This window comes from Schaalia odontolytica (assembly GCF_002847525.1).
Classification (GTDB): domain Bacteria; phylum Actinomycetota; class Actinomycetes; order Actinomycetales; family Actinomycetaceae; genus Pauljensenia; species Pauljensenia odontolytica_B.
In genome coordinates, this window is sequence record NZ_PKKM01000013.1 from 35,706 (window position 1) to 47,974 (window position 12,269).

A 12,269-nucleotide genomic window follows, 5' to 3' on the forward strand; every position below is an offset into this window, starting at 1 on the left:
ATCCCTGAGGAGCATCATGACCGCCACCCTCCACGGCTGGACCCCGCTGAGCGCGGGCAAGGTTCGCGACATCTACGCTCCCGACGAGGCCGTGGTTGGCCCCGCGCCGCAGGCCGCCACCCCGGCGGGCCGCCCGCGCCACGCGAAGGCTGGCCCGGAGGCGCTCCTCATGGTGACCTCGGATCGCATCAGCGCCTACGACTACGTGCTGCCCACGCTGATCCCCGGCAAGGGCGCGGTCCTCAACCAGCTTGCCATCTGGTGGATGGGCCAGCTGCGTCCCCTCGTGGAAAACCACCTGCTGGCCGTCGGCACGAAGGCTCCGGCCGAGGCCTCGCGCGCCCTGGAGGGCGCCCAGCCCACGCGCTTCACGGTTCCCGCCGAGGTCGACGGTCGCGCGGTCGTGTGCCGCAGCCTGCACATGATCCCCATTGAGTGCGTCGTGCGCGGCTACCTGACGGGCTCCGGCCTGGCCGAGTACCGCGAGTCCGGATCCGTGTGCGGCATCACGTTGCCCGAGGGCCTGACCGAGGCCTCGCGCCTCGAGGAGCCGATCTTCACGCCCGCCGCGAAGGCCGAGCTGGGCGAGCACGACGAAAACATCACCTTCGAGCAGACCGTCGAGCGCATCGGCGAGGAGCTCGCGGTCGCGATCCGCGACCTGTCGATCGCCCTGTACCGGGCCGCCCGCGACATCGCCGCGCAGCGCGGCATCATCATCGCGGACACCAAGTTTGAGTTCGGCATCGACGTGACCACGGGCGCGCTCGTGCTCGCGGACGAGATCCTCACCCCGGACTCCTCCCGATTCTGGCCCGCCGACCAGTGGGTGGAGGGCCAGGTCGCGCCCAGCTTCGACAAGCAGTACGTGCGCGACTGGCTGGTCTCCGAGCAGTCCGGCTGGGACCGCTCCTCGGGCGCCAACCCGCCCGCGCTGCCCGACTCCGTGGCCGCCGCGACCGCCGCGCGCTACGTCGAGGCATACCGCCGACTCACCGGGTCGGACCCCATCCTGTAAACAGACTTGCCCGCCGGGCAAGATGCACGGCGGGATCCTCACCAACAACACAAGGAGGAACGCCGTGGGGCGAATCATCGTGGAAGTGATGCCGAAGCCGGAGATCCTGGATCCCCAGGGTAAGGCTGTCGGTTCGGCGCTGCCCAGGCTCGGAATCACGAGCTTTGAGGCCGTGCGCCAGGGTAAGTGCTTCCACCTGAGCGTGGACGGTCCCGTTACCGACGAGCTCCTGGACCAGGCCCGCAAGGCCGCCGAAGAGGTCCTGTCCAACCCGATCATCGAGGACGTCGTGCGCGTCGAGGCCATCGACGAGGCCGACGCCCGTTACGCGGGAGGCGTGCAGTGACCCGCGTCGGAGTCGTCACCTTCCCCGGCACCCTCGACGACCGCGACGCCGCCCGCGCGGTTGAAATCGCGGGCGCGCAGGCCGTGTCGCTGTGGCACAAGGACGCCGACCTGCACGGCGTCGACGCGGTCGTCATCCCCGGCGGCTTCTCCTACGGCGACTACCTGCGCTGTGGCGCGATCGCTGCGACCGCTCCCGTCATGAGCGAAATCGTGCGCGAAGCCGGACGAGGCCTGCCCGTCCTGGGCATCTGCAACGGCTTCCAGATCCTGTGCGAGTCACACCTGCTGCCCGGCGCGCTCATCCGCAACGACCACCAGAAGTTCCTGTGCCGCGACCAGGTGCTGCGCATCGAGAACGCGGACACCGCGTGGACGCGCACCTACAGCGTCGGCGACACCATTACCGTCCCCCTCAAGAACGGCGAAGGTAACTTCCAGGCGTCTCCCGCCGAGCTCGAACGGCTCGAGGGTGAAGGCCGCGTCGTGTTCCGCTACGTCGACTTCAACCCCAACGGCTCCGCCAATGACATCGCGGGCGTCACCAACGCCGCGGGCAACGTCGTCGGCCTCATGCCCCACCCCGAGCACGCGACCGAGGCCGGCTTCGGCCCCCTCTCCCTCGGAGCCGACGGCGCCAGCCACCACGGCGGAACCGACGGCCTGGGCATCTTCCGTTCCGTCCTCGCATCCCTCGTCGGCTGACGACGCCACCGCACCCTCACCCGTGAGGGAGCCCCGGCCTCGTCCCAGACCTTTCGAATGGAAACACGAATGACCTCCGAAAACACCCGCGAGCTGCCCGACACCGTCGAGAACGCCGCCGCGACCCCCGGCCAGGACATGCCCTGGAAGGAACTCGGCCTCAAAGAGGACGAATACCAGCGCATCTGCGACATCCTCGGGCGCCGACCCACCAACGCTGAGCTCGCCATGTACTCCGTCATGTGGTCCGAGCACTGCTCCTACAAGTCCTCCAAGAAGCACCTCGCTGAGCAGTTCGGCGCGCGCACGACCGACGCCATGAGGAAGAACCTCCTCGTCGGCATGGGCCAGAACGCCGGCGTCGTCGACATCGGCGGCGGCTGGGCCGTCACCTTCAAGGTCGAGTCCCATAACCACCCGTCCTTCGTCGAGCCCTACCAGGGCGCGGCCACCGGCGTGGGCGGCATCGTCCGTGACATCATCTCCATGGGCGCACGCCCGATCGCCGTCATGGACCAGCTGCGCTTCGGTGCCGTCGACCACCCCGACACGGCGCGCGTCGTCCACGGCGTCGTCTCCGGCGTCGGCGGCTACGGCAACTGCCTGGGCCTGCCCAACATCGGCGGCGAAACCGAGTTTGACCCCTCCTACCAGGGCAACCCCCTCGTCAACGCGCTGTGTATCGGCAAGCTGCGCCACGACGACATCCACCTGGCCAACGCGACCGGCGAAGGCAACCTCGTCGTCCTCTTCGGCGCGCGCACCGGCGGCGACGGCATCGGCGGCGCCTCCATCCTCGCCTCCGAAACCTTCGAAGACGGCATGCCCGCCAAGCGCCCCTCCGTCCAGGTGGGCGACCCCTTCATGGAAAAGGTCCTCATCGAGTGCTGCCTCGACCTGTTCGAGGCCGACGTCGTCCAGGGCATCCAGGACCTCGGCGCCGCGGGCATCTCGTGCGCGACCTCCGAGCTGGCCTCCAACGGCGACTCCGGCATGCACGTCGACCTCGAAAACGTGCTCCTGCGCGACCCCACGCTCACCGCGGGCGAGATCCTCATGAGCGAGTCCCAGGAACGCATGATGGCGATCGTGACCCCCGAGGATCGCGAGCGCTTCTTCGAGATCATTGACAAGTGGGACGTCGAGGCAGCGGTCATCGGCCACCTGACCGGCGACGGACGCCTCACGATCGACCACCACGGCCACCGCATCGTCGACGTCGACCCGAAGACCGTCGCCCACGAGGGCCCCGTCTACGACCGCCCCTACGCGCGCCCCGCGTGGCAGGACGAGCTGCAGGCTGCCACCTCTGAGGACCTCTCGCGCCCCGCCACGCGCGAGGAACTGATCGCCGACGTGCGCGCCGTGCTCTCCGCCGTCAACCAGGCCTCCAAGGCGTGGGTCACCGACCAGTACGACCGCTACGTGCAGGGCAACACGGCCCTCGCCCAGCCCGACGACGCGGGCGTCATCCGCATCGACGAGACCACTGGGCTGGGTGTCGCGCTCTCCACCGACGCGAACGGCTGGTACACCAAGCTCGACCCGGCAACGGGAGCCCGCCAGGCCCTCGCCGAGTCCTACCGTAACGTCGCCGTCGTCGGCGCCGAGCCCGTCGCCATCACGGACTGCCTGAACTTCGGCAACCCCGAAGACACGGACGCCATGTGGCAGCTGGTGACCGCCATGACCGCGCTCGCGGACGGCTGCATCGAGCTCGAGATCCCCGTGACCGGCGGCAACGTGTCGCTGTACAACTCGTCCGGCACCGAGAAGGGGCTGCCGAACTCGTCGATCAACCCGACGCCCGTCATCGGCATGCTCGGCATCCTCCCCGACGTCACGCGAGCCAACCCCTCCGGCTTCACCGAAGAGGGCCTCGCCGTCATCCTCCTGGGCACCACCCGCGAGGAGTTCGACGGATCCGCGTGGGCGCGCATCGCCCGCTCGCATCTCGGTGGCCTGCCGCCCGAGGTCGACCTGAAGGCGGAGGTTGCCCTCGGTAACGTCGTGCGCGCGCTGAGCGCCGCCGATGGCCCCGACGGCCGGCCCCTCGTGCGTGCCGCGCACGACCTGTCGAACGGCGGCCTCGTGCAGTCCCTCGTGGACTCCGCGCTGCGCTTCGGCATCGGCGGCGTCTTCGACGTGGCCGGGGCCGCCCGCCGCGACTGCGTCGGCGACCACGAGATGCTCCTGTCCGAGTCCCAGGCACGCGCCTTCGTCGCGGTGCCCGAAGCGGCCGTCAAGGCCGTGTTCGCGGCCGCCGAGGCCGAGGGCGTGGATGCCGTGCGCATCGGCACCACGGGCGGCGACATGCTCGCGATCAGCGGTGTGGACCTGCTCGCCGCCGAAGGCGAGGGCTGCGGCTGGATCGCCTCCATCGACGAGCTGCGCGAGCTGAGCGAGACCGGACGCACGTACTTCTGAGCGTTCGCGTCTGAGTCGTAGCGTCTAGGGGCGCGGGCCTGCGGGCCCGCGCCCCTGTGCTGTGTTTCTTGTGGCGCCGCTGGTGTTCTGGGTGCCGTCGGGCCCGGCCGCTGTGTGTGCCGGTGGGCGGCGGCCTGCCTGCTTGTTGTTGCTTGTTGCCCCACGGGTGTTCCGGGCGCCGGAGGGCCCGGCCGCCCGCGAGATCGCCACACGCGAGCCTGCGGCTCGGAGTGGTCGATCTCGAAGCCCGCCCGTGCCCTCCGGTCCCTCCGGCGCCCTCCACGCCAGTGGGGCTGGGTCGCTGATTGGTGCGTCGTCTCGAAGCCCGGCCAGGCCGTGCTGCCAGTCCCACTTCATCCCGGGCCGTCGAACCCTCATTGCTGAGTCCACATTCAATTTCGCATGCAATTCCCCCACGACTCTTTCAAACCATGAATTTTGATTGTTGGTATTCCAACGTTTTCAGACGTTGTTGAAACTTCTCCCAACCGAATTGCATGCGACATTGGGGGATGGTGGCCTTGTTGGGGTGAGGTGGGGTCTTGGGGCGTGACTTTTTTCGCCCTGCGTGGCCTGTTGTCGGCCTGAGCGTGACAAAATTCGACCAGCGCTCGAAAAATGGCCCAAAATTGGCGGTTTGTGGCTTGCTGGGCGAGTTTTGTACCGGGTTGACCCAAGAATGCCCCGTGCTGGGCGAGTTTTGTACCGGGTTGGCCCGCAAGGTAGCGAGTGGGGATAGTTATGGACCTGTCGGTACCAGGAAGGACGCCTATTTGGCAGTCGTTGTCCCAGGGGTGACCCGCACAGAGGCAGGCAGAACTACTGTTGTGCCTCCTCAGCCACCACCTACCAGCCGCGCACCAGCTCTGCGAGAGAGGGGGAAGCCAGCCACTGCCTCGTGCCAAAAGAGGACACGGACACCGCGGCGACGGCCGACGCGAAGCGAATGAGGTGCTCCGGGTCCGCGTCCTCGCCACGCCGGGGGTGCTTCGAGGGGTTGTATGAAAGAAATATCGCCCCTGCGTAGCACTGTATGGTCGTGTGGGGTGTCTCTGTGAAAGAAATATCGCCCCAGCACGGTGAAAATGGTCGGAAATTGGGCATTTTGGGTGTGTGTGGGCGATGAAAATTTCATGATGGCCCGATCCATGCCGTGCAGGGGTGGAAAATGTTTCATCTGGGGTGCCAGATCCCCGTGCAGGGGTGGAAAATGTTTCATCTGGGGTGCCGGATCCCCGTGCAGGGGTGGAAAATGTTTCATCTGGGGTGCCGGATCCCCGTGCAGGGGCGGTTTTTCTTTCGCTTCTTGGTTCTGTGAGGCAGCACTGACGCCCACTATGCAGGATGCTACTCCACCGTGTTCTGTGAGAACGCCCCAAACGTGTGTCATTTGATTGAAGTCCTACCAATAGCGCACCATTCTTTGGCATACTGAGGGGCGGAAATAATCCGCCATCATAGGAGCCGTCCGTGCCTCAGCAAAACGTCCCCACTACAACTGAGCAGGCCCCGGCCTCGTCTGCGGGTGCTGCCAAACCCAGCCTCGGTCGCGTGATTGCCGCGTGGGCGGTGCATGCGTTCACCATCTCGGGCCTAGCGTGGGCGACGCTCGCGCTGTTCGCGATGCTCGATAACAACATCCCCATGATGTGGCTGTGGTTTGTCATCGCGCTCATCGTTGATGGTGTCGATGGCACGCTGGCCCGTAAGGTCGGCGTTCGCCAGGTGATCCCCTGGTTTGACGGCGGCGTCGTCGACAATCTCGTCGACTACCTGACGTGGACGTTCCTGCCCGCGGTCTTCATGGCGATGTACCTGCCCTTCGGACCCAAGCCGATCCCTGTCATCATGATGGTGGTCATCATCGTGTCCTCCGTGTTCTGCTACGCGAACGACGGAGAAAAATCGAACGACAACTACTTCGTAGGCTTCCCGGCTGCGTGGAACTGCGTCGCGATCGTCATGTACGTGCTTCAAACACCCGCGTGGGTGAACATTGCGGCGACGATCTTCCTGGCGATCATGACGCTGGTCCCGCTGCACTACACGCACCCGGCCCGCGTGAAGCGTTTCCAGATTCCGAACATCATCGGTGCGGCCGCGTGGATCGTGGCCTGCGCGTACATGGTGGTCTTTTACCCGGTCCAGCCCCTGTGGACTCTGATCCTGTTCTGGGTTGGTGGAGGCTGGTTCCTCATCGCCGGCTTCATCCGTACGGCGACCGGCGAGGACAAGTAGTCGCCGCATCACGAACGGATACGAACGTCCCCCGGGCACTGCGCTCGGGGGAGGTCGTTATGCGAGCCCGATAAACACATTCGCGGTCACGTCACGTGAGGGCAGGGGCGGACCTCAGAGGAACGAGGCCGGGGCTTCCGGCGCCCGGAACACACTGGGATGCAGCAGTAACGGCGTGCCTACAGCAGCTCTGCGAGGCCCTTCTTGACGGCACGGTCGCGCAGGTAGCGGAAGACCTCGAGGAAGATGCCGCCGAAGAAGATCAGCGCGATGGCGGTCCATACGCCCGGGGGAGCGTGGCGCCCGTACATGAGGAAGTACACGTAGGGTGCGAGGAAGGTGATGGCGGCAGTGATGGCGCCGACGACGCGGTGCCAGAGCTTTTGGCCGGCGACCATTTCGATGAGGCCCCACGTGTAGGGGATCGCGGTGATCATGTCGATGGCCCACAGGATGCGCCAGTCGCCCCGGAAGTGGGGGACGTACATGACGGGCACGGCCCGCGCCATCGAATACACGAGGACGACGACGTAGGCGATGAATTTGGGGTTGCGGCACAACCGCAGAAATGCGGCGCGTTCGATGATGGAGGCGCCGACGGCACGCGAGGCGTGGGTGGCGTGTGACGAGGTCGTGAGCGTATCGAGTCCGGCCATCGCGACGCGCATGAATTCGCGTTGCTCGTCGCTGCCGGCTGCCCAGCGCTCTAGCAGCTCGAGGGGGGACAGGGCGATGGGGGTGTAGCCGTCGCGTGGCTGGCCGGCCTCGTGGATGAGGTCGTCGCCGAGAGCCTCACGCAGGCGCGAGAGCTGCTCGGTGGGGATTTCGGCGATCCACAGGCGCACACGGCGTTGGATGGCGTCGTGGAGTTCGTGGGAGAGTGCGTGCCCTGCGGCGGAGTGCGGGGAGAATCCTTCCGCGGCGATGTCTGTGAGGGCGCCGGGAACTTCGACGATCCGGGTTGTCAGGTCGCCGGCCCGGTCGACGCCCGAGATGGCGATGATGGTGGCAGCGTCCCACTCGTAGCTGCGTGCGATCTCAATGTCGAGGATCGAACGCAGTGTAATGAGGGAAGCGGTGTCACTCACGTGGGGCCTCTCGTCGGGAGTCGGACACATCCATTGTGCCTGACAAAGTGGTCGGAATGCACGCTCGAGGCTGGCGTGGCCTCGCCGCGTAGAATCGGGGTATGGCGAAACGACGGATTGATCCGGGCGAGGGAATGGTGGCGCTGCGCTCGTGGCGCGAGTCGGTGGAGCGCGGCGAGGAGCCGGCGCGTGCGGTCGTGCTCACTGCCGTGCGCTTCACCCTCGAGGAACTGGGAGTTCTGCATCCGGGCCGTGCAGTCGAAGTGCGTGTGCCTCCCGCGGGTGCGGTGCAGATCCTGCCGGGTACGACTCATCGGCGTGGTACGCCGCCCGCCGTGGTCGAAACCGACGCCGTGACGTGGCTGTCGCTCGCGTGCGGACTTCTCACGTGGGACGAGGCCGTGGCTGGCTTGCGCGTGAGCGCATCGGGTGAGCGCACCGACCTGGGGCCCCTCCTGCCGCTCGTGTGAGCGGCGGGAAAGGGGAAGGAATGCTCAGGCCTCCAGCTGGGGCACGCCGAAGCGGGCCTCGAGCTTGGGGGCGAGCCACTTCTGGGAACCCTTGTATGCGTAGCGCTGGGCAACGGCGGCGATGGCCGCGGAGGTCGAGGCGAAGAGCACCAGGGAGGCGATGGTGACGTCGTCGGAGTCTTCGGCGGGGATGGGGCGTCCGGTGGCGACCTTCCAGCCGACTTCGAAGAGCTTGGAGGCGGCGAAGGCCGCTCCGGCGATGACGACGGTCGTGGCGACCTTTTCGATGGTGGCTGAGTCCATGGTTGCCTCCTGGCGTGGGGGGTGGTTGTCCCTGTGCGCGTGCGCACGATTCCATGATGCCCCACGCGGCGCTCTTGCGCGAGGCCCACGGGCACGCTGTCCTATGCTTGAACGGTAGTGTTCCCGTCTGAAGGATTCCTCATGGCTCGCGCCCGCTCTGTTTTTGCGCTCTCGGCCCTCGTTGTTGCGGCGTCGACGATTGCGGCTTGTACGCCGTCCGTGTCGTCGAGCGCGCCCCGGGATCCGTTCGCCTCTCCGATTGTGCCGGGTCAGAGCGCCCGCGCCTCGTCGGCCGCGACCACGGCTGGCACGATTGATGCTCCGACGCCGCGCAGTGGTTCGGGGACGGTGACGGTCGCTCTGGTGGGTGGCGCGCAGCTGCCGATGGTGACGGCGCAGGAGTTCACGAAGGCGACGGGTTTCACGGTGGCCGCGGTGCCCGTCGATAGCGTTGCGGGCCTGGCGAAGACGAACGCGGATGTTGTTGTGGGGCTTGACGGCGCGGATGCACTGCAGGCGAGCGCGGCCGGTTCGATTGCGGCCGTGGCGCCCCAGGATACGGTGACACTGTCGGGCACGGCTGTGGAGGGCGCGGCTGCTGCCGTCGCCTACGGTCGTGACGACGTCTGCGTCATTGCCGACAAGTCGTGGATGAGCGCGAATGGACGCCCGCTGCCGACCTCGTTCGGTGATCTGACGTCTCCGCGTATCCGCGCGCTGCTCGCGGTCCCGGACCCGGCCTCGTCGTCGGTGGGGCGCGCGTTCGTGCAGGAAGCTGCCTCGCAGACGGGCGAGGGACTGGGATCCTTCGCGCAGTCTCTGAACCCGCGTGTGGACGCCTCCTTGGGGGCGACGATCGGCGCGTGGACCGCGGGCGCGCATGTGTCCGAGGAATACCTCTCTGAGATCGCGGGGGCCTCCGCCGCCACGTCGGGAGCGTACCCGCTGGTTGTGGCCCCGCGTTCGCTGGCCGCTGCCGCAGCGACGAATACGGGCGCGGATTCCTACGGTACGCCGATCTCGTCGACGTGCATCGCCCGCATCATGTACGTGGCCGCGACGGGCTCGTCGGCCTCCGATGGCGCCGAGTCGCTGATTGCCTGGCTGCAGGGGGAGACCGCTCAGCGCTCCCTGGCGACGACCGGTGCGGCGTACCCGATTGACGGTGTGCTTGCCGCCGACACGAAGGCCGGCTGGCTCATGGGTATTACGGGTGAGGCTGTCGTCGCTGACGAGACGATCGGCTCCCTGGACGCGCTCGATGCCTTCCTGGCCACGTGGTCCTCGGCGCTGGCTTCCCCGGCGCCGACCACGCCGAGTACGCCCGACCCCGCGACCGACCCGGGCACGCAGGACACTGGACAGGATCCGGCGCCCGCGGATGATGCGGCGACCGATCCGGGCCTCGACGATTCGGGTGACGAGGAGTAATCCCCGCCGGACGCCCCTGAAGAGTCAGCCTCGCAGCATTGCGGGGCTGACTTTGCATTCTTCGCCGATGCGCATGGGGGCGATGAGGCCCGCTTCGCGCAGCTCGAGGAGGCGCGGCACGGTGCGCTCGACGACCTTCCATGGGTCGATCGTGTTGAGGTAGATGCGCGTGCCGCCCTCGAAACCCGCGAGCGTCGAGATGCGCCACTTGAGCAGGATGCGCCAGCGCATGGGCGTGGACACGGTGGGCGGGCGGTGGTACCACTCCTCGTTGGCGGGCACCTCCACGCCCGTTGCAGCGTGCGCGGCGTGGAGGATGTCGGAGATCCCCCGCATGGCCTCGGGGCTGACCTCCCACGGGTTCTTCGGCTCGCCCAGGGGCCAGATCGCGATGCCGGGGAAACGGTGCCCAAACCCGGCCAGGGCGACGGCGTGCTCGTTCTGGGCGATGAGGAGCTTGCGCGTGGCCGCGACGGTGAAGATCTGGTCGTAGATGTCGGGCTGGGCGCGCAGGCGCTCGAGTTCAGCTTCGGTCTGGACGGACAGGTCGTCGATTGCGACGAGCTGCTTGTGCAGGTGGTCGAAGGATGCGCCCGCGGGGCGCAGCCAGTTCTGGAACGTCGCCACATAGCGCACGGCGGTGTCCAGGTCGTACAGGTCGCGCATCGAGCGGGCCGTGTAGGCCGTGTACTGCTCGTGCTCCTCGGGGGTGAGGGTGCCGGACCCGGCGAGCTGGTGTGCTTCGGTGGCGCCGTCGACGTAGTGGCGCTTGCCGATGATGAGGTCGTGCCCGCCGGAGAAGAAGCCGTTGGCGTACTGCAGGCGCGCGGTCTCGCTGGTTGCCGCAAACTCGCCCTCGCTCATGCCCGAGGCCAGCATGCGGGCGCGCACGACGTTCATGACGTGCTCGTAGCCAGCGTCGGAGGCCAGGTAGTGCGCCATGCGGCGGCGGTCATTCTCGGAGGGGACGTGCCCGTGGTTGAGGTGCCAGTAGTTGTAGGAGACGATCTCAAACAGGTTGGGGATGCGTCGGAATTCGGCGACCGTGTCGCCGAGCTGATCGGCGCCGAGGGCGTCCAGCTGCTCCCAGGACCCGTCCTCGTGGCGCACCAGGCGCGACTTCTCGGGCGGGGTCTCGAGGTATCGGCCGGAACAGAATGCGCAGTGGTGTCCGTCGGCCTCGTGGTTGATCGGGTTGTGGTCCGTGTGTGGCGCGGTCAGGGGGCGGTTGCTGCGACCGGGGACGGTCCACACCTCTGTGCCCGTGAGGAGGTTTTGCTGTTTGACAGTGCCGTCGGCCAGTCGAACGATGGCGCGGTCGGCGCGCGTGAGCTTGGAAGCCATGTCTGTATCGTACCCGTCTTCAGAGTCGGTCCATTGTGGCCGGATGCGACCCCATGCGACCGGCTTCGCCCGCGTCGAGGGCATCGATGCGCGCGGTCTGTTCGGGATCCAGCGAGAAGGAGAACACGTCGAAGTTGGCGGCCATGCGCTCGCGGCTCAGGGTCTTGGGGAAGACGACGTGGCCGCGATCCAGCGCCCAACGTAGCGCGACCTGCGTCGGGCCCACCCCGAGCTGCGCGCCGATTTCGATGAGCGTCGGGTCGGTGACCGCGCGTCCGCGCGCCAAGGGGGACCACGCCTCGAACACCATGCCGAGTCCCTGTGCGTAGGTGCGCAGGTCGGCGTTGGGGAAGAAGGGGTGGGATTCAACTTGGAGGACGTGCGGGGCGACTGTTGCGACCGCGCGGACGGCCTCGACGTGCTCGCGCTCGTAGTTCGACAGGCCGATCGCGCGTGCGCCGCCTGCGTTGAAGGCGTCCTCGAGGGCGGGCCAGGGCAGGGCGACGTCGCCTCCGTAGAGCGTGGGCAGCGGCCAGTGCACGAGGAGGAGGTCCACGTAGTCGGTGCGCAGGTCCTCGAGGGAGCGCTGGATGGACGCGGCTGCCCGATCGGGCTCGTGGTTGGAGTTGTCGACCTTCGTCGTGACGAACAGGTCTTCGCGCGCGATGCCCGATGCCTCGAGCGCTGCCCCGACCTCGGCCTCGTTGCCGTACATCTGAGCGGTGTCGATATGACGGTACCCGACCTCGAGGGCGCGGCTCACCGCGTCGTACGTGTCCTCGGGTGCGACCTTGTAGGTGCCGAATCCGAGCACGGGGATGGGTGATCCTGTCGGGAGTATGAGGGTCGGAATCGGGGACGAGGCCGGGGTGGGGCCAGCGGGAAGCGGGGTGTTCATCG

11 protein-coding genes are annotated in these 12,269 nt (G+C 67.4%); 7 read left to right on the top strand and 4 right to left on the bottom strand.

The features are described 5' to 3' along the window. Window positions 1-16 precede the first annotated feature (16 nt). The 5 genes from CYJ22_RS08865 (at window position 17) to CYJ22_RS08890 (ending at window position 6,733) form a co-directional block, all read left to right on the top strand. Window positions 17-1,018 (top strand): phosphoribosylaminoimidazolesuccinocarboxamide synthase, encoded by a 1,002-nt coding sequence (locus CYJ22_RS08865; RefSeq protein WP_101602352.1) that lies wholly within the window; start codon window positions 17-19, stop codon window positions 1,016-1,018. Between the two features lie 64 nt (window positions 1,019-1,082). After that, window positions 1,083-1,364 (top strand): phosphoribosylformylglycinamidine synthase subunit PurS, encoded by a 282-nt coding sequence (locus tag CYJ22_RS08870; protein WP_009054370.1) that lies wholly within the window; start codon window positions 1,083-1,085, stop codon window positions 1,362-1,364. Then, a complete protein-coding gene (gene purQ, locus CYJ22_RS08875; RefSeq protein ID WP_101602353.1) occupies window positions 1,361-2,068 on the top strand; it encodes a phosphoribosylformylglycinamidine synthase subunit PurQ in 708 nt (235 codons plus the stop codon). The genes CYJ22_RS08870 and purQ overlap by 4 nt, the downstream gene beginning before the upstream one ends. Before the next feature lie 69 nt (window positions 2,069-2,137). After that, a complete protein-coding gene (purL, locus tag CYJ22_RS08880; protein WP_101602354.1) occupies window positions 2,138-4,495 on the top strand; it encodes a phosphoribosylformylglycinamidine synthase subunit PurL in 2,358 nt (785 codons plus the stop codon). Window positions 4,496-5,965: 1,470 nt separating this feature from the next. Continuing rightward, entirely contained in the window at window positions 5,966-6,733 is a 768-nt protein-coding gene (locus CYJ22_RS08890; protein ID WP_101602355.1) for a CDP-alcohol phosphatidyltransferase family protein, read from the top strand. A 179-nt stretch (window positions 6,734-6,912) separates the two neighbouring features. On the opposite strand, the gene CYJ22_RS08895 is transcribed toward CYJ22_RS08890, so the two are convergent. Further along, a complete protein-coding gene (locus CYJ22_RS08895) occupies window positions 6,913-7,821 on the bottom strand; it encodes a cytochrome C oxidase subunit IV (RefSeq protein ID WP_101602356.1) in 909 nt (302 codons plus the stop codon). A gap of 101 nt (window positions 7,822-7,922) precedes the next feature. On the opposite strand from CYJ22_RS08895, the gene CYJ22_RS08900 reads away from it, so the two are divergent. After that, window positions 7,923-8,291: a sterol carrier family protein gene (locus tag CYJ22_RS08900; RefSeq protein WP_034496250.1), complete on the top strand. Its 369-nt coding sequence runs from the start codon at window positions 7,923-7,925 to the stop codon at window positions 8,289-8,291. Between the two features lie 24 nt (window positions 8,292-8,315). Here CYJ22_RS08900 and CYJ22_RS08905 read toward each other — a convergent pair whose 3' ends face one another. After that, window positions 8,316-8,594, bottom strand: coding sequence for a DUF4235 domain-containing protein (locus tag CYJ22_RS08905; RefSeq protein ID WP_007588034.1), 279 nt, complete (start codon window positions 8,592-8,594; stop codon window positions 8,316-8,318). A 141-nt stretch (window positions 8,595-8,735) separates the two neighbouring features. On the opposite strand from CYJ22_RS08905, the gene CYJ22_RS08910 reads away from it, so the two are divergent. Next, window positions 8,736-10,025: a hypothetical protein gene (locus CYJ22_RS08910; RefSeq protein ID WP_101602357.1), complete on the top strand. Its 1,290-nt coding sequence runs from the start codon at window positions 8,736-8,738 to the stop codon at window positions 10,023-10,025. A gap of 24 nt (window positions 10,026-10,049) precedes the next feature. Here CYJ22_RS08910 and CYJ22_RS08915 read toward each other — a convergent pair whose 3' ends face one another. Together CYJ22_RS08915 and CYJ22_RS08920 are read right to left on the bottom strand one after the other, a co-directional pair. Next, complete coding sequence (locus CYJ22_RS08915) at window positions 10,050-11,369, bottom strand: DUF4921 family protein (RefSeq protein WP_101602358.1); 1,320 nt, start codon at window positions 11,367-11,369, stop codon at window positions 10,050-10,052. Between the two features lie 19 nt (window positions 11,370-11,388). Then, window positions 11,389-12,267: an aldo/keto reductase gene (locus tag CYJ22_RS08920; protein WP_101602359.1), complete on the bottom strand. Its 879-nt coding sequence runs from the start codon at window positions 12,265-12,267 to the stop codon at window positions 11,389-11,391. Between the last annotated feature and the right edge of the window lie 2 nt (window positions 12,268-12,269).